Genomic DNA, 17897 nt, shown 5'->3' with positions numbered 1-17897 from the left:
CTAGGTGAGGTGATTCTTTGAAGATTGATCACTTGGTCGTGAATATAGACGCTTACATACAAGAAGATAAAGAGAGAATAGCCGATATCGAGTCTATAGGATTGCCTTACATGCCCAAATGGGGCAAGGGGACAAAAGGGTTCAAAGTATCCAATCTCTGGATTGGGCAGGAATACTTCGAGTTCGTCAGAATTAAAGCTAAGGACGGTGGGGGATGGGTTCAGGAATGGACTACAAAATATCTTGCCGGGCATAGAGGGCTGATTGGTTTCGCCTTGGAAGTCGAGAACATTGAAGACATCTATCATAAGCTTCGCAGCCAGAGCGTTGATGCAACCCCGCCAGAGCCGCTTAGGTTCCGCTGGTTCTTCAATCTTTTAACCAAGACGATGCCTTGGCGTAACGCATACCTGCCTGAATTCACCGGCGTGCCTTTTCAATTCTTTCTCCAGCAGATGAATGATGAGAAAGCTCGAAAGTTTATGGAGCAATATATGGTGCCGAACAGTCGGGATCAAGGGGTTGAGGGGATTGCAGAGGTAATCATTCACGGTGAACTAACTGTAGATGACATTCGGATCATATGCGCATTATTCGATGATTACGAGCAGAAGGATGGTACCATAACCATTCATTTGGGTGCGCAGCGGATTTGTTTTGTAAATGCAGGTGACTATAAAGTAGAAGTTCTTCTGGCATGCAGCAATCCGCTTTATGCTGGCAAGGAGATAGATATGCATAATCTCCATATACGCAACACTTAGACACTTTAGAAAAACGTACAAATTGGGCAATTCAGGACAGCCGTGCTACAATGGCTTGTGAAGGAGAGTGGTACCATGTCTATTCAAATCAATGTTCAGAACACACCTAATCCCAATGCGGTCAAAATCAACACCAACCAAACTATCTTTGAGGGACCCTCAAGCACATCCCTAAAAAGCGGAGATGCGACAGAGCATCCTTTGGCACAAGCGCTGCTGGCCATTGAAGGTATCGATAACATCTTTGGTATCCGTGATTTCGTAACGGTGAGTAAACTCCCGGATGCGGAGTGGGATCAAATCTTGCCTCAAGTGGAGCAAGCCTTTACAACAGTATACGAATAGGACAACAAAAGCAAAACCCCCAGTTATCGCGAGTACGCGAATCTGGGGGTTTTTATATAAGACGAATTTAAGATTCTCCCATTTAAGGCTCGCTCGTCTCTACGATCAAAGGTTCATCTGACCAGTTACTCTTCGTACTTACGAACCACAATGACGGCGTTGTGACCGCCAAATCCAAAGGAGTTCGAGATACCGATGTTAAGATCCGCTTTGCGGGCTGTATTTGGTACATAATCTAGATCGCACACTTCATCAGGTGTTTCCTGATTAATGGTGGGAGGGATGATTCCATCCTGAAGGCTCTTGATCAGAGCGATCGCTTCCAGGCCACCCGCGGCCCCCAGAGCATGTCCAGTCATGGATTTGTTCGCCGTGATCGGGATACGGTAAGCGGCCTCGCCGAACAGCTTCTTGATCGCCATGGTCTCGGAGCGGTCGCCGACAAGGGTGCTGGTGGCATGTGCACTAATCACGTCCACCTCCTCCGGCTGTACCCCTGCTTCGGTAAGGGCCAGCTTCATGGCTTGGTAGGCGCCGATGCCTTCTGGATGGGTCGCGACCATATGATAGGCATCCGAGCTAGCACCGTAGCCAATGACCTCGCCGTAGATGACGGCGTTTCTGCGCAGGGCGTGCGAGAGAGATTCCAGAATGACTATCGCTCCGCCTTCACCGATGACAAAGCCATCCCGGCTGCCATCAAAGGGGCGACTGGCCTTGGCCGGTTCGTCATTGCGCGTGGAGAGCGAAGTGGCATTGCCGAAGCTTGCCAGTGCGATTTCTGTAATCGCGGCCTCGGAACCTCCGGAAATGACGACATCGGCGCCGCCATAACGAATCAGGCGGAACGCCTCTCCGATCGCGGTATTGCCGATAGAGCATGCTGTGACCGGGGATAATGTAGGTCCCAATGCACCGAGCTTGATGCTGATCGTTGCTGCCGCCATATTAGAGATCAGCATCGGAATCAGTGTTGGGCTGACCTTTTGCGGGCCGCGTGTTTTCAGCACAGCTTCCTGCTCCATCAGGGTCTGGATGCCTCCGACACCTGAGCCGACATACACGCCGAGCCGTTCGCGGTCAATCTCTTCAAGATTAAGACCGGAATGCTTCCAGGCATCCTCTGCGGCGGCCAGCGCAAATTGAGTGAATCGATCCATTCGCCGGGCTTCCTTACGGCCGAATCTGGTTTCTGCATCGAAGTCATGTACCACCCCCGCGATTTTGCTCTTAAATGCTGATGTATCAAAAGAAGTAATCTGCGTGATGCCAGATTGCCCCTGAATCAATCCATTCCAGAATTCCTCCACCGAATTTCCCAGCGGCGAGATTAATCCCATGCCTGTTATAACTACGCGTTCCATAATGCAACCTCCCAAATAAGTGTAGGTTTATTTTTTCATTTTCAATATCCTATTACAAGTTGTAGTTTATCCTAGTATAATCAGTGATATAATAAATTCAGCGTTAAGGAGGGGATTAACAGTATGTCCAATCAGACGAGACTTCAGGCGTTGTCCGATTTTCTAAAGGCACGCCGGGCGGCCATTTCGCCGTCTTCCGTGGGATTACCAGAGGGATCAAGGCGGCGTACGCCGGGCCTGCGGAGAGAAGAGGTCGCGCAACTGGCAGGCGTCAGCAGTACCTGGTATACCTGGCTGGAGCAAGGGAGGGATATCAAGGTCTCTTCGTCCGTCCTGGACTGTATAGCGGCAGCACTACAGATGACCAAGGATGAACGAAAGTATCTGTTCGCGCTGGCTTTGGAGACAGGCGCCGGAAACCCCGTGCTACCGCAAGAGGAGCCTTCGGCCATCAGCCCGTCCCTACAGAAGATTTTGCAGGAGCTGAAGTATTGCCCGACGATTATTTCGGACCGGCGTTGCGGGATTGTCGGCTGGAATGAGGCAGCGGCGCATGTATTTCTCAATTTTTCCAAGCTGCCTGTTGAAGAAAGAAACATGATCCGACTGTTGTTTGTACGCAAGGAGTTCCAGCGTCTCGCTGTGAATTGGGAGCAATTCGTGAGCGGTTACTTGTCCATTTTCCGTGCCTATTACGGTCAGTACGTTGAGGACCAATGGTACGATGATTTTATTGCGGAGATGAGAGGAACCCATCCTGATTTTAATGAGCTTTGGGAGCAGAGCCGTGTCAGCACAGCGCCGGATGTGGTGCTTGAATTCAGGCATGCCAAGGCCGGGAAAATGCTTTTTCATCTCACCTCGCTTCAAGTGCACGGCACTACGGATCTACGTTGCAGTATCTATACGCCAGCAGGAGATTCTAATACAGAAGCGAAGCTGAAGCAATTACTAGAGCAGCACGAGTTGAATTAGAGGGGATAGCCCGGGGTGTTTAAGGATCAGATCTTCATACTTAAAAGCATCACCAACCAAAGTGCGGTCAGTGATGCCAAGAAGGGGAATTAAATGGGTGAGTATGGGCGGATACTCGGTAAATGCGTTAGAAATCGGAGGTAGCGATTTCAATCGTGCCGGATACGGCTCCGGCCAGATTCTCGTAATAGGATTTGCCGAAGACAGGGTGCAGAAAAAAAAGATTGCTGCGGTAATAAGATTGCTATTCCGATGACCTCCTTTTCGCTTTGATAGAATATGATATGCTGGAAATCTATCAATGCCTTCTTAAATGACTTAGGAGATCAGCACATTTTAATAGGGCTAAGCGAAAGTGTCTCGTCTTCAGCTACGCAGCATCCTCTCCCCGGAGAGGCCGCTTACCGTACACCCGGTACAGCAGGAATCCAACGGTCATGCCCAGGAAGGACATGATGGAAATCGTCAAGTATAGCGTTTGACCACCAAAGCTATTGTACATGGCTCCGCCTGCATAAGAGGCGAGAATACCCGATACGCCGAAGAACAGCAGGGCAAGTACGGTCTGACCTGTAGCCCGCCATTCCACGGGGACAATTCGGTACAGATATTGGATCGCGGCAGAATAGAAAACCGGGAATGTCAGGAGCTGTAGAATTTGCAGGTAGGCCAGCCAGTGCGGATCGGTAATCCACGCTGAGAGAAGAAAGCGAACACAATAAAAAGCAGCCGAGAAGGTGATAATAATCAGTTCCTTCCCCTTGCGCAGCCACCAGAAGCTGAGGGCGAACACCGCGATTTCACTGGATGCCGCCAAGAACCATGCCTGTCCAACCAACTCCGGGCTACCTCCCAGTTCTTTGATGTATACGCCCAGGAAGATGTCGTTCATTCGAGCGGGAACGGAGCAGATGAAGACCAGCACCAGGAACAGCAAAGTCTCTTTATTGCTTAGGAATTGCTTGAGACTGCTCAGCGTGACAGGCTTGCTGGCGACTGGCGCATCAGGCATAATCCAGCTTATAGCAAAGCTGGCTACGCCAATGGCTGCAAACAGCCAGGCGATGCTGTGCGCCCCCCAATAAGACATCACATATCCGGTAACCAGAGCGGTCACTCCATATCCCAGCGCACCATATGTACGGATGGACCCGTAACTGACCCCGGAAGCCTCAGCGATGCTGAAATTAAGGCTTTCAGTCAGCGGGTCAATCGGCATGAGGAAGAAGTATAATAACATAGCGAACAAGACGAGCAGGATGTAGCTGGTAGAATCGTATAGCAGATATCCGATAATGCTTGAGAACAGCAGCAGAAGCAGCAGCACCTTGCGGATTGTTTTTGTTTTATCGCTGATCATCCCCCACAACGGTTGAGCGATAAGCGTGACGAAGCCCCCGGTTCCGACTATAAATCCGATCTGGGCCGGGTTCAGCCCCTGTTCGCCCAAATAGACGGGAAGAAAGGGAATAAACATCGCCAGTAATGCAAAATACAAAAAATTAAAGCCTCTTAAAAGTCTTGGTGCGTTCATAGAAGTTCTGATCCCTCACGTATTCCATAGATTATGTTGACTCGTCCTTATATTGTAACATGATTTTCCAGTAGGTTATGAGTAAAACGAAAATAATGAATCTATATAAACCGAACAAAAAAAGAAACTAAAAGGGAGAAGGAACGAAGGGGGAAGTTTGGAACTGTAGGAGCGAAAGCGACCGCCTGAAAGCTTTCCGCAGGAAAGCTCGCATCGGAAGCATAGACTGTCTCCAGATTTCACCGCAACCAACGGAAAAATTGAAAGAAATCTGGAGACAACAGCGGCCGGAAGTCCAAACATTCCACCGTAGTGACGACCGAGTCTTAAGTTCGGATCTTAAGTTCGGCTTATATAAGTTAGAATCAGTGGTTGAACCCAAAACAACAGAGATGGAGAAAATGAGATTATGAAGCTAGTATCATGGAATGTGAATGGCCTGAGGGCCTGTGTGACCAAAGGTTTTAATGATTTCTTTAAAGAGATGGATGCCGATATCTTCTGTGTCCAGGAAACCAAGCTGCAGGCGGGGCAAATCTCGTTGGAACAGCATGAGGAATATCACCAATATTGGAATTATGCGCAGAAGAAGGGCTATTCGGGGACGGCGGTATTCAGCAAGGTCGAGCCGCTTAGCGTGCGATATGGACTGGAGAGCGATGAAGAGGCAGAAGGGCGGATCCTTACCCTGGAATACGGGGGCTTTTATCTGGTAAATGTATATACGCCTAACGCCAAGCGAGACCTTGCCCGGCTGGATTACCGGTTAGAGTGGGAGGATCGCTTCCGCAGCTATTTGCAGGGACTGGATGCCATCAAGCCGGTCATTGTGTGCGGAGACCTCAATGTCGCTCATGAGGATATCGATCTTAAAAATGCTAAGGCTAATCGGGGTAATTCCGGGTTCACGGATGAGGAACGAGGCAAGATGACAGAACTGCTAGACACCGGCTTTATAGACACGTTCAGAACCTTTTATCCTGAGCTTGAGGGGGCTTACACCTGGTGGTCCTATATGCCAAAAGTGAGAGAACGGAATGTCGGCTGGCGCATCGACTACTTCCTGGCTTCGTCCAGATTGGCCCCACAGCTGGTATCCGCAGGCATTGAATGTCATGTGCTGGGCAGTGATCATTGTCCGATTACACTGGTTGTTGAGGGGTTATAACAAAAAGGGCGTTCCGGCAGCCATGTACAATGGTGCGGAGCGCCCTGTCTGTAATTAAAAGATTGGAGGTTGGAGAACTATATTCTTCCGATTATAGCATCACGGTTATCTGTATCAGGAACCACGTTAACTTTTTCCTTCAGCGCAATGGTTTGTTCATCCACTTTTACTTCCACTGTGATGAGGACAGCTGTTTCAATAAACCGGATCGTGTATTCAAACGTATCTGCGTCTTTCCAGGTGAAGGAACTGACTACTTTAAGATCTTTTTCCTCTATTAAACTGCTTCTTCCCGCCAGCCAAGCACTCCGGCCGGCTCTAGTAATATATGAATTTTCCTTGTGGATCATAGTAATCACGGCTTCATTCCCGGTGAAGGTTACAGAAAATGATTGCCAACCATGTGGATCCTCCAGTTTATAAATTTGTCCGTTCATCACTTCCTCATTTTCCGAACAATCGAGACCATGGGGCGGAAGAATCGCCAGCTCCCTTAATTGAACAGCCACCCGTTCTGCTTCGGCCTCATTTGAAGCTAACGGCTCAGGTTCCATCGCTGGGAGCAGATGATCCCAGATCGTGTTCAGAACAATCTGCATATCGCCTTGTGCGCCTGTAATGGCGATTACGGCTTGTTGCTCCGGCATAACCAGACAAAACTGGCCGAAGAAGCCGTCACCACGGTAAGCTTGATGGCGACACTGCCAGAATTGATAGCCATAACCTTGGTTCCAGTCGCTGTCTGGGTTATCACCATTGTCAATTTGCTTCGTGGTTGCAGCTTGTATCCAATCTTCGTCCAGAAGGCGTTCTCCGTTCCATACTCCTTGTTGCAGGTATAGCAGTCCCAGCTTAGCGATGTCTTCTGTTATCAGACTAAGGCCAAACGCACCTGCACTGATTCCGCGTGGACAAGTGTCCCAAACCGGGTTAACAATGCCGAGCGGGGCGAACAGTCTGGGCTTCAGATAGTCCAGCAGACTCTGACCGCTCACCTTCTGGATAATGGCGGACAATATATAGGTAGCTCCGTTATTATAAAGAAAATGAGTGCCAGGTTCTTTCTCCAAAGGGACCCCGAAAAAAGCTTTGGCCCAGTTGCCATCAGGCTGTTGGCTCATGGTCTCCGTAATGTCTTGCGTATGTCCGGAGGCCATCATGAGTAAGTGCTTAATCGCCAGTCGTTCCAAATAAGGGGAGACCTTCTCTGGCAAGTCTTCAGGGAAGAATGAAATAACGAGATCATCTATCGTAAGAAGCTTCTCTTTTACAGCAAAACCTACAGCCGTTGAGGTGAAGCTCTTACTGACCGAATACAGGGCGTGTGGAAGATCTGCACTGTAGGGATTCCACCAACCCTCGGCGGCAACCTGGCCGTGCCGGAGCAACATAAAGCTATGTAGTTCCACTCCGTTGCTGCTTATAGCGGCAAGAAAACGTTCAATCGCCCTAGAGTCTATACCAAGTGCTTCAGGAAGACTTCTTGGCAGGCTTACATTTATGCTAGATGTCATTCTATTCTCTCCTCTGCTCTGATTACGTTGCTTCTTCTATTGTAATCAATTTCCATTGCTATGAACAATCCCTAATTCACAGAAACTGGGGGTATATCCTCTGTTTGGGCCCCTATTTTCTCCGGCCAGGAAATGGCATGTATGGTTCCACTGATGTTCTCATAGAACAGCATGGAGTCTTTCTTGAAGACTTTGATCATCAGATGAATAAAGAATAGAAGATCAACCAGCAGAAACAACCCTTGCAACCGTAGATACCATGCAGAAGATAAGACATCTACTACCTTTGGTTCAAGGAGCAGTACTTGCAAACCAAAGAATACCCAATAAAGTACCCCGTACCGCTTAAGTAGCCCCCAGAGGGAGATTTTTGCTCCATTTAATCCTTGCAGATGAATTCGTACAACCCATTTGCCAACGGTTCGCCCGTTAGTCAACCACGGCAGCAGGATATAGTAGAGCCCTGTTGCAATCCAATAGGCACCTGGTACGTAAAGGAAGCGAAGTGCCAGATAGAAAAGGAAGACTATGCAAATGTCCATCATAAACGCAATACTGCGACGTAGGGAAGTCACCCGTTTATCTACAAGATTGGCCTGCGCATCCAGCTGTTCAATCTTTGGAAGTAATCCAGCTATCCAGGAGGCTGCCCGGAAGCCTAGGATCCCGCCCAGCGTATTGGCCATGAGATCATCCACATCAAAGACACGGTAAGGGTGGTCGTAGATCCCATAAATCCCTGTAATTTGTGTGACCTCGAAGAAGAGGGACAGGCTAAAGGACAGCATGAGACATACCACCCAGCGGGTACGGAAATAATAATTCAAGAACATGCCGAAGGGTACGGTCAGAAGAACATTGAACAGAACCTGAAGAAAGGCTGGTTCACTCAGTATGGACCAGTAGGACTTCGGAGCATCCGCAGATCCCGCACGGAAACTTTGCATGATATCCTGAATAAACTGGAAAGGAATACTCTGGATCGAGTTGCCGGTGGGCGGCAGATTATGCCGGGAAGCCGGAAGTGGGAGAAGGACCAGATAGAAGGCGTTCATCAAGTAGAGCAGGAGCAGATACAGTATTAACGCCCTAACCTTATGGATATAGCCATGTCTACGGTACTGGACGATCATAAACGGCAGCGTAAAGAACAGTGCTGCAATTGGAAACGTCATAAAAGCATAAGAAATAGGAAACAGATACGATTGAAACATGATACACCTACCGTTTGATTATTTTGCATACTTATTTAATCGGCTCTTCAGGCATAGATATGTCATAGAGGAGCGTGATGCAATGGAGAAGAAGGTACAGCAGTACTATAAACTCAAGCAGAAGCAGAAAGAGATTGAGAAGGAACTGGCCGGACTTCGGGAAGAGATAATCGCCTATTGTAGCAGCCAGGATTCCAGTGATGCCGAGCTTGGGAGTTATAAGGTCAAGCTTGTTGTCCAGAACCGTAAGGAATATGATGATGCCAAACTCTATGAGACGCTGTCTGACCCCGAGGTATGGCGTTTGCTGTCCAGAGCAGACCCGGCCAAAGTGGCAAGTCTTGTGAAGCTGAACGTGATCTCAGATGAGCGTATCCATCATACCTATACGTTAAAGACAGTAACTTTGCTTCAAGTGGATAAAAAATAGCTTAGAAAGGTCGCAGACTGCTGCGGCCTTTTTTCATATACTTTTCTCATATTTTTCCCACAGAAATGCCGTAACCGCCTGCTAAGATGAAGATACTTTAAAGAAAGAGGTGTTCAAGATGAACAAATGGACAAAAAAAGTAATCTCGGTGATGGCAGTAGTAAGTGTACTGGGTGGAGCGACTAGCGCGTTTGCAGCAGCAGGACCGGTTAAACCGGCTACCCCAATTGTAAAAACTGTAACGCCTGCAACAACTTCTACCAAGCCAGTTTCAAGTGTTAAAGTCACTCCGCCCCAAACGACTGCTGTCAAACCAGAAACAACCAAGACTGCTACTGCACCAAAAACCACATCACCTGAGAAATCTACACCAGCAACAACACCTGTCAAAGCTACACCAGCCAAAACTACAACAACTAAAGCAACACCTGCAAAAGCTAAGACAACTAAAGCAGCTCCAGCTAAGGCTAAAGCAAAGACTGTGAAAACAGCTGCTGCAAAATCTAAAACTACCAAAAAAGCTCCTGTGAAGAAAACTGTTGCTAAAAAACCAGTAGCTAAGAAACCAGTAGCTAAGAAACCTGTAGTGAAAAAAACAGTGGCCAAAAAACCAATAGTGAAAAAACCAGTGGCGAAAGCTCCGGTAAAAAGCACGCCTAAAAAGGAAACTGCCGCGAATCCGGTAATTGTTCAACCTAAAAAGAAATAAGATTAGCAACTAGGTCACAGTTGTAAAATAAATAATAGTGCAATATTAGGCAATAGACGGGACCGTAAAAGGATACCCGTCTATTGTCATTTATGATAACCTGAAAGAACAGATTTTTGAACAACGAACGGTGAAGGGGCTAGGTATTATGAGCAAAATAGTAGTCGTGGACGACGATCTTTTCATTCTGCAGTTGCTCTCCGAGTATTTACGTAAGGAAACCTACGATGTAACCTCCTTTTCCAGCGGCCACAATTTGGTGGAACATGTCCGTGCCAACACCCCGGACTGTCTCATTCTGGATATTATGATGCCTGGAATTAACGGGCTAAGTCTGTTAACGGAACTACGCAGCTTTACCGAAATGCCGATTATTATGATCTCGGCGCGGGGTGAAGAGAATGATCGTATTCAGGGGCTGGAGCTAGGTTGCAGTGATTTTCTAAGCAAGCCCTTCAATCCCCGTGAATTGGTAGGTCGTGTCAAAGCGATGCTTCGTCTGGCCAAGTCAGGAGGGTCAGGGGGCATTGCTGCTGCAGAAGAAGCTTCTGTACATGAGAATAGTGAAAGTATTTACAAATTCGGTAATGTTGAGATTCAACCGGAGTTTCGCAAAATAACTGTGGGTAACATCTCACTTAGCCTGACTTCGCGGGAGTTCGAGCTGCTGATGTTTCTGGCTATGCATATTGAACGTCCCTTTGAACGTGAGCATCTGATTCAACAGGTGTGGAAATATGATTTTTTTGGCGATGTAAGAGTGGTGGATGATCTAGTGAAGCGAATCCGCAAAAAGCTGGGTGAGCTGGATTCCATGTTACAGATCGATACAGTATGGGGCTTTGGTTACAAAGCCATTGTACGGAAGGTGTAGCATGAGGACGATCCGGGCTAAAATGCTGCTCTCTCTCTTCATTGCCATGCTGGTTACAGTTGGGATCACCGTGTTACTGTTTGTACGCCTGATTGATGATATTCTAGTGAACCAGGTGAAGTCCCAATTGCATATTCAAGCACTGAAGGCAGCCAGGATTCTGCACGAAGGGGATATTGATGGCCTGAGCAGCACTGAATTTCGCTTTGTCGTGAAGGGCCTGATGATGAATGCCGACTATCTTCTGCTCGACAGTCATAACAAGATTATCGACGCCAGCGATACCAGACAGGAAGGGAAGACGCTACATGATTCGGTGGCGGCCAGCGAAGGAATCACTACGCTCCACGGCAAAAAAGTGCTTTACAATGAGGAATCGGTAAGAGGGCTGCCTTATCGTATTTTTGTTTATTCTCCGCTCTCCTCGCTAAGAGCTTTGTATGGATCGCTGATGCGGACCACGCTGCTGTCGATTGCCGCGAGCTTTTTTGGTATACTGGTCATCGGACTTCTGACCGTATCACGGGTCGTTCGTCCGTTGAACCGCTTGAAAGAGGCGGTAAGAAGCTATGAGCCGAATCGCGCCCAGATCCAGGATTTCCCTGAAGGAGATCGGACCGAGATTGGCGAACTGATCACAACCTTTCATTCCATGTCCGGCCGTATCCGGCTGCATCAACGCAACCAGATTGAATTTTTGCAGAATGTGTCCCATGAACTGAAGACACCGCTGATGTCCATTCACGGCTTTGTATATGCTATTCAAGATCAGGTAGTTTCCCAGGAAGAGGGGCTGAACATCATTACCGTGCAGTCCCAACGGCTCATGGATATGGTCGACAAGCTGCTCCAGCTCTCGCGGCTGGAAGCAGTCGACGAGCACTGGCCCGCCGAAGCACTGGACCTTAGAAGTATTGCGGAGGAAGCGGTACAGCTTCTCCTGCCTGCTGCTGCAGAGCGGAATGTCAGGCTGGAACTCGCAGGGGCAGGACTACAGGTAATGATTCCCGGCGAGCAGCTATTCCGCATTCTGCTCAACCTGCTGCAGAATGCTGTCAGACATACTTCGAGTCGGGTTAAAGTGCGGATTGAAGGTCCTGGAACTGGAACCGCCTGGGCTATCCATGTTGAAGATGACGGCCCTGGTTTGAACGACGAGGAGCAAGAAGTTGTTTTTCAACGCTTCTATACCGGTTCCAATGGTGTGACTGGACTGGGGTTGGCGATAAGCCGGGGAATCGCGGCTAGATTAAACGGGGAATTGAGCTATACCCGTTCATCACTTGGAGGGGCTTGCTTTAGCTTTTTAAAATATGAGGATGAGTTTTCTAAAAGCGGGTAGATTCGGCATAGCATTTGACAGTTAGAGTTCGAAGATTAGAGAGATGGAGGAAAATACGATGGATAACTTTGAGCACATGCTAAACAAATATGCAGAGCTAGTAGTAAAGGTTGGGGTAAATGTACAGCCCGGACAGGTGCTGATGGTGCATGCTCCAATGGAAACGGTAGAGCTGACCCGCCTGATTGTAGGCAAGGCCTATGAAGCAGGAGCGAAATATGTAATTGTGGATTGGGAAGATGAGGCAACAACACGTATTCGTTACGAGAAAGCGTCAGAGGATTCCTTCGATTATTATCCGCAGTGGCAGGCCGATATGATGGAGAAGTTTGCTGAAGAGAACGGCGCCATTCTACATATTAAAGTGCCTGATCCGGAATTGTTCAACGGAATTGATTCTTCCAAGGTATCCAGGGCTGTTAAAGCGGCTGCTGTTGCACGTAAGAACTATTCTAAATATACACGTAATAGTAAGATTAGCTGGTCACTTGTTAAAGCTCCAACCCGTGCTTGGGCGAATAAAGTATTTGCTGATCTCCCTGAAGAAGAGCGGATTAATGCAATGTGGGAAGCCGTATTCCAGATGACCCGCGTGGGCAGCGATGATCCTGTAGCAGCATGGAGAGAGCATATTGCTGGGCTGAAAGAAAGTCAGGATAGAATGAATGCTAAACGTTATAAAAGCCTGCACTACCGCGCTCCGGGAACGGATCTGCGTGTAGAGCTTCCAGAAGGGCATCTGTGGCGTGGAGGTGGCGGTGAGAACGATAATGGCGTATATTTTGTTGCGAATATGCCAACCGAAGAGATTTATTCCATGCCGCATCGTACAGGAGTAAATGGTACGGTTGCTAGTACACTTCCTTTGAATCTGAATGGGCGTTTGGTTGAAGGACTTTCGTTCACGTTTAAGGATGGTAAGGTTGTGGCCTATGAAGCTGAATCAGGTCGTGAGCATTTGACGTCATTGCTTGAGACAGATGAAGGTGCGTCTTATCTTGGAGAAGTGGCACTGGTGCAGCATGATTCTCCAATTTCTCGATTGAACCGAATCTTCTATAATACAGGGATTGATGAAAATGCCTCATGTCATTTTGCGCTCGGTAGCGCCTATCCGGTGAATATCGAAGGGGGCACGAAGCTTAGCAACGAAGAACTGCTGGCTAGAGGTGCGAACGTCAGCTTGACGCATGTCGACTTCATGATCGGCTCCGCAGAGCTGGACATTGATGGTGAACTAGCGGATGGAACAGTTGAACCTGTATTCCGTAAAGGGAATTGGGTACTGTAAGTTGGTTAGAAAATAAACGTTAAAAAAGATATGGCCGTAAACCTCACCAGTAAATTGGGTTTACGGCCTTTTTGCTCTTGAGCAGGGCATGCATACCGTCCAGCTGCCATTCCAGGGCAATAGTGCTGTCCAGTGTCCAATGCTCATTGACATAGTATGCATGTCCTGATCGAACCGCCTCCAGAGCCTGCCATGCTTTACTGTGCACGATCTGCTGGAAAGTTTCGCGGGCTCCGGGCATATGGCCGCAGACGATAAAAATCCGATCGGCTTCGTAGTGCGCAAAGCGGTCTGCCGGGATGAACATCCTTGAAGGGGAGACTGCGATCAACTGCTGAAGCGGGAAGGGAACCTCCAGTCCTAGCACGTCATACAGCACGGGGCATTCCTCTGGTCGGTACAAATAGATATTGTCATGAACGACATGGAAAAAAACAGCACTTTCCCCTCTGCGGATACTTGTCCGCGTGCGCTCCTTGAGTTGTCTAGCCTTCAGCCTGTACCGGGCCAGCCAAGCCCGGGCCTCCGACTGCCTTCCCAAAAGCTCGGAGACATCCCTTAATCCAGCAAAGATATCTACGCGCCGGGTATTTAATTGGACAGTGGGTGCAATCTGCTCCAGACCATCCTTAAACCGGGGATCGGTGTAGTCATTGACAAGAATTAGATCCGGCTGAAGCCGGGCGATTTCTTCCAGACCTGAGGAGGAGGTATCAATGCCTTGAATCCCCTCGGTGCAACCATTATCCAGCCATTCTAGCAGGTGCTTTTCTACAGCTAGCGGCTTGGTACCCAGGGAGAGAATGTCACCCAAATGGGTAAAAGCAACGGTTTTCAATTTTGACTTGCGGCTGCGTATGTACTGGCGGGGGGAGGTGCCGACAATTTCTTTGAATCGACGATTGAAATAGTACTCGTCCTTGTAGCCCACACTATGAGCTACATCGGTTAGCGGAGCATCGGACACTAACAAAATTTCCTTGGCCCGGTTGATTCTGAGCTGTGTAATATATTCGTTTGGATTAAGGCCTGTCAGCTGCTTGAACAATTGCCGATATTGCCAGATACCGATATTGGCTTTCTGCGCCAGCTGTTCTACTGTGATATCATCGCCGTAATCTTGCAGCAGCTGATCAATGGTTTCTTGAACGGCCAGTAAAGAGTTTGGCACGCGCTGAACGTTGTCGTTCTGTTTGAACAGGAAATATAATAGTTCCTGAAAATCCAGATGAGCGCGAAGGGCGTTCAGACCACTGCGGCTGGTTTGAAGCCCTGATATTTTGTGGAGATAATCCAATAATTGAAAGAACGGAGACGCATTAAGCTTCCCTTCGTAAGGAAGCAGAGCAGAGGATTTCTGTCCTTGAATTTCCACACTAAGAGGAGTGAAGATTAATTCATAATAGCTTAATTGCGCATTAGTATCATTGGTGATGCTGGCCACCGTATTCGGGAGAAGTAAATAACAATCGCTCCTCTGGAGCTTACGGTGCTGCCCTTTGAGCTGAAGACTACCCGTACCCTCGGTAACGGCAATTAGCGTATAGGTGTTGTCTGAGCAGGTGCTGATGGACGTCCAGTTAGCATCACGCTGCTGTAAGATCAGTGACTGCTGAATAAACAGCAGGTCATTCAGAGGGAAGGATTCGGAAGCGCTCATGCAGCAGCCTTCTTTCTAATTGAGAATAATTATCACAATAGTAAAGCAAAAAAAGAAATCCTTCAACCATCCGGTTGAAAGATTTCTTCACGGTAATGCTATATTTGTTTATTTTACAATTTGCGCCTGTGCTTCTTCCAACTGGGCATATAGAGAAGTAGCGTCACCGAGACCCCATTTGTTGGAGACGGTATACACTTTGTTATTTTTTACAGCATTCAAAGATTTCCAGACACCACTTTCTTTCAATTGTTCAAAGGTAGACTGGGTTAGCTCGCTGTCGTCATCCATCTCCACGAACAAGTGGTCAGGGCTATACTTGGGCAGAACTTCAAGTGATAGGGTCTCAAAGCCGAAGTTCTCGTTCTTATCCAACAGGGGCTTCATTTCTGGAGTTGGCGTGAAGCCTAACTGGCGGTAAAGAGTATACCCGCCGTTGCGGATGCCGGATATACCCAAATCTTTGCCGGAGATAATGAGCAGCAGCGCCGTTTCACCTTCTTTTACCTTTGGTCCAATAGCTTGCTTCACCTCGCTGGCTTTGGCGTGATACTGTTCCAGCCAGCTTTGCGCTTCCGCTTGTTTGCCCAAAATCTCTGCAAGCTGATTAAAATGAAGGAAAGGGTCTTCGGTCCAGAATGGCAGGGTGATTGTTGGTCCAACTTTAGCTAACTGCTCTCCCTCACTGGCATCGCCTGTATCATCGGTCAAGATTAAGTCAGGCGCAGCGGCCAGGACATTCTCAAGGCTCACAGGGCGGTTGCCAACACTTTTAACTCCGTCCAAGGCCGCGCCGTAAGTATGCTTAGCATAGTCCGTCACATAGGCGGGTTTTACGCCAAGCGCTAACAAATCGCCGGCATATTGGATCGCTACGATATTTTTGGGCGCGACAGGGATGGTAATCTGTTTGCCGCTATAATCCGTATACTGGCGGGTAGCACCGGCAGTCTCGGCGGGAGCCTGGGGTGGTGTTGCAGTCTGGGCAGAGGCCGTTGGCGCGGCGGTTGCTGCCACCTCTTGTGTTTCTGCTGCGTTGTTGCCCCGCTGGCAAGCTGTTGCAAGCATAGTAAGAAGAAGGAGCCCGGCAAGCAGGGCCATTCTTGATTTTCTGAATATTCTCATCGTTTTTTACCCTCCAGTAATGATAATCATTCTCACGAATGACTCTGAATAACTATATTACATCATTACACAGAGGGAAATGGATAGAAATGAGTTTATTTTGGGATTAAAGTGTGGCGCCATGTCTATGGATTAACGGTGACGGTCATTCCTTTTATCGGATCTAGATTATTTTTCCATTGAATATTGATGGCTTGGGATTTGAAAAGATCTGCGCCGTCCGATACCTGGAAGTGCAGATGAGGTTCACTGGAATTGCCTGAGTTGCCGAGCAGTCCGATGACATCACCTGTTTTGACCTTGTCGCCGGGCTTTACGGTAGCTGAGTCCTTTTTGAGATGGGCCAAATAACTGTATTCGCCACCGTGATTAATGACTACCACATTGCCTTCAGGATGCTTTTCGTTCATTACTCCGACAGGTACATTGTCGGCGATATCATTCACTACGGAGACTACAGTTCCGTCGGCTGGAGCCAGTACATTTTGTCCAAAAGCGTGGTAGCTTTCATTCTTTAGCGGATCGCCTTGGAAGGAGTAATGGTCAACTGCCCGGATAATGTCATAGGCGTAACGCTGGGCGGCAAAGGAGTAGTGTGCATTCTCCATTTCATTGTTACCGCCCCAGAAGATGTACCAGTCCCCGTGCAGGGGCAACTCATAGGCAATCTTGGTTTTGATCTTGTCGGTATCCGGATGAGTCTCCAGGTGGGTGATGGCCATCTGAAAGATAGTCCCGTTTGGATCGAAAAGGGCCGTAATTCCTTTGTCTCCGGCATCGCTTTTCCAGAAGCGCTGATCTCCGCCATTTAGAAGGCTAACGTAGCCGGGAGTGAAGGACTTAACGCCTGCTATGAAGGAGGCGGACATCTCGCTGAATTCTTTTTCCGTAATATCTTCTTTAAAAGGGTCGCTGAAACGCTGGTAGATACCGCTGAAATTACCATTCAACATTTCCTGTGCCAGTGCCTCGGGTTGAACCTTGGATGTGGCTGTACTTTCTGGCTGCTGCTCTGCAGAAGTGTTCATACTCGCCGTTGCCTGTTGTTGACCCGTTGCAGTTGTTGTCTCCTTATTCTCCACTGCCTTTCCTCCTCCACAAGCGGTGAGCAGAACGGCTAACGCTGCTGTTCCCGCTATCATTTTGGTATACCCTATCGTTCGCCTGCCATATGTCTTGTGCTTTTTGTTCATTTCTGTTCCTCCTTGGCTTGTTGCTTGCCATCTGTTCTTCTCACATCTTTATTGTAACAACGTAACTTTTCGGCTTATGTAACGGGGGCTTATCAGTAGCTTAATTTTTAGCAGAGTAGGCCTGTATAAAACGAATAAAAGAAAATAACAAATAGCGAGAGAGAATGAAGGGGAAGGTTTGGAACTGTAGGAGCGGAAGCATCCGCCTGAAAGCTTTCCGTAGGAAAGCTCCCTTCGGAAGCATACCCTCACCGGATTTCAACCGCTAGAAGCGGTTTCTAAAGAAGAAATCTGGGGACAACAGCGGCCGAAAGTCCAAACATTTACCGTAGTGACGATCGAGTCTTACGTTCGAATCTTAAATTCGTCTTATCTAGAAGAATTAAGCTTCTGTT

At 48.2% G+C, this 17897-nt stretch carries 16 protein-coding genes; 9 read left to right on the top strand and 7 right to left on the bottom strand.

Going from position 1 to position 17897, the window contains the following annotated elements; genetic code table 11:
* Window positions 1–17: 17 nt before the first annotated feature.
* Window positions 18–764, top strand: a complete 747-nt coding sequence (locus tag ACFRAM_RS12580) for a VOC family protein (RefSeq protein WP_379466148.1) — start codon at window positions 18–20, stop codon at window positions 762–764.
* A gap of 75 nt (window positions 765–839) precedes the next feature.
* Window positions 840–1109 carry a NifU N-terminal domain-containing protein gene (locus ACFRAM_RS12575; protein ID WP_066370325.1) on the top strand — a complete coding sequence of 90 codons (270 nt, stop codon included), beginning with the start codon at window positions 840–842 and terminating at the stop codon, window positions 1107–1109.
* 125 nt (window positions 1110–1234) lie between these two features.
* Here ACFRAM_RS12575 and fabF read toward each other — a convergent pair whose 3' ends face one another.
* A complete protein-coding gene (gene fabF / locus ACFRAM_RS12570) occupies window positions 1235–2473 on the bottom strand; it encodes a beta-ketoacyl-ACP synthase II (RefSeq protein WP_379466147.1) in 1239 nt (412 codons plus the stop codon).
* Between the two features lie 123 nt (window positions 2474–2596).
* Here fabF and ACFRAM_RS12565 point away from each other — a divergent pair, with 123 nt between their 5' ends.
* Window positions 2597–3448 (top strand): helix-turn-helix transcriptional regulator, encoded by an 852-nt coding sequence (locus ACFRAM_RS12565; RefSeq protein ID WP_379466146.1) that lies wholly within the window; start codon window positions 2597–2599, stop codon window positions 3446–3448.
* A 370-nt stretch (window positions 3449–3818) separates the two neighbouring features.
* Here ACFRAM_RS12565 and ACFRAM_RS12560 read toward each other — a convergent pair whose 3' ends face one another.
* The gene (locus tag ACFRAM_RS12560) at window positions 3819–4982 is read right to left on the bottom strand and encodes an MFS transporter (RefSeq protein WP_379466145.1); all 1164 of its coding nucleotides are present in this window, start codon (window positions 4980–4982) and stop codon (window positions 3819–3821) included.
* A 409-nt stretch (window positions 4983–5391) separates the two neighbouring features.
* Here ACFRAM_RS12560 and ACFRAM_RS12555 point away from each other — a divergent pair, with 409 nt between their 5' ends.
* Window positions 5392–6150: an exodeoxyribonuclease III gene (locus ACFRAM_RS12555; RefSeq protein WP_379466144.1), complete on the top strand. Its 759-nt coding sequence runs from the start codon at window positions 5392–5394 to the stop codon at window positions 6148–6150.
* Between the two features lie 77 nt (window positions 6151–6227).
* Here the strand turns inward: ACFRAM_RS12555 and ACFRAM_RS12550 are convergent, their stop codons facing one another.
* Both ACFRAM_RS12550 and ACFRAM_RS12545 read right to left on the bottom strand, forming a co-directional pair.
* On the bottom strand, window positions 6228–7664 hold the full coding sequence (locus ACFRAM_RS12550) for a serine hydrolase domain-containing protein (protein ID WP_379466143.1): 1437 nt from the start codon (window positions 7662–7664) through the stop codon (window positions 6228–6230).
* A gap of 71 nt (window positions 7665–7735) precedes the next feature.
* Window positions 7736–8878: a VanZ family protein gene (locus ACFRAM_RS12545; RefSeq protein WP_379466142.1), complete on the bottom strand. Its 1143-nt coding sequence runs from the start codon at window positions 8876–8878 to the stop codon at window positions 7736–7738.
* 82 nt (window positions 8879–8960) lie between these two features.
* On the opposite strand from ACFRAM_RS12545, the gene ACFRAM_RS12540 reads away from it, so the two are divergent.
* From ACFRAM_RS12540 to ACFRAM_RS12520, 5 genes are all read left to right on the top strand, one after another.
* Window positions 8961–9308: a hypothetical protein gene (locus tag ACFRAM_RS12540; RefSeq protein WP_175374654.1), complete on the top strand. Its 348-nt coding sequence runs from the start codon at window positions 8961–8963 to the stop codon at window positions 9306–9308.
* 118 nt (window positions 9309–9426) lie between these two features.
* The gene (locus ACFRAM_RS12535; protein ID WP_379466141.1) at window positions 9427–10017 is read left to right on the top strand and encodes a hypothetical protein; all 591 of its coding nucleotides are present in this window, start codon (window positions 9427–9429) and stop codon (window positions 10015–10017) included.
* 148 nt (window positions 10018–10165) lie between these two features.
* Entirely contained in the window at window positions 10166–10891 is a 726-nt protein-coding gene (locus ACFRAM_RS12530) for a response regulator transcription factor (RefSeq protein WP_379466140.1), read from the top strand.
* Window position 10892: 1 nt separating this feature from the next.
* Window positions 10893–12233, top strand: coding sequence for a sensor histidine kinase (locus ACFRAM_RS12525; protein WP_379466139.1), 1341 nt, complete (start codon window positions 10893–10895; stop codon window positions 12231–12233).
* A 58-nt stretch (window positions 12234–12291) separates the two neighbouring features.
* Window positions 12292–13524 (top strand): aminopeptidase, encoded by a 1233-nt coding sequence (locus tag ACFRAM_RS12520; protein WP_066370297.1) that lies wholly within the window; start codon window positions 12292–12294, stop codon window positions 13522–13524.
* Between the two features lie 43 nt (window positions 13525–13567).
* On the opposite strand, the gene ACFRAM_RS12515 is transcribed toward ACFRAM_RS12520, so the two are convergent.
* The 3 genes from ACFRAM_RS12515 to ACFRAM_RS12505 form a co-directional block, all read right to left on the bottom strand.
* Window positions 13568–15184: a helix-turn-helix domain-containing protein gene (locus ACFRAM_RS12515; RefSeq protein WP_379466138.1), complete on the bottom strand. Its 1617-nt coding sequence runs from the start codon at window positions 15182–15184 to the stop codon at window positions 13568–13570.
* A gap of 108 nt (window positions 15185–15292) precedes the next feature.
* Complete coding sequence (locus tag ACFRAM_RS12510; RefSeq protein WP_379466137.1) at window positions 15293–16309, bottom strand: ABC transporter substrate-binding protein; 1017 nt, start codon at window positions 16307–16309, stop codon at window positions 15293–15295.
* A gap of 125 nt (window positions 16310–16434) precedes the next feature.
* Window positions 16435–17502: a M23 family metallopeptidase gene (locus ACFRAM_RS12505; RefSeq protein WP_379466136.1), complete on the bottom strand. Its 1068-nt coding sequence runs from the start codon at window positions 17500–17502 to the stop codon at window positions 16435–16437.
* Between the last annotated feature and the right edge of the window lie 395 nt (window positions 17503–17897).

This window comes from Paenibacillus sp. NPDC056722 (assembly GCF_042790635.1).
Lineage (GTDB): Bacteria > Bacillota > Bacilli > Paenibacillales > Paenibacillaceae > Paenibacillus_AQ > Paenibacillus_AQ agri.
This window is presented reverse-complemented; position numbering and strand designations above follow the sequence as displayed.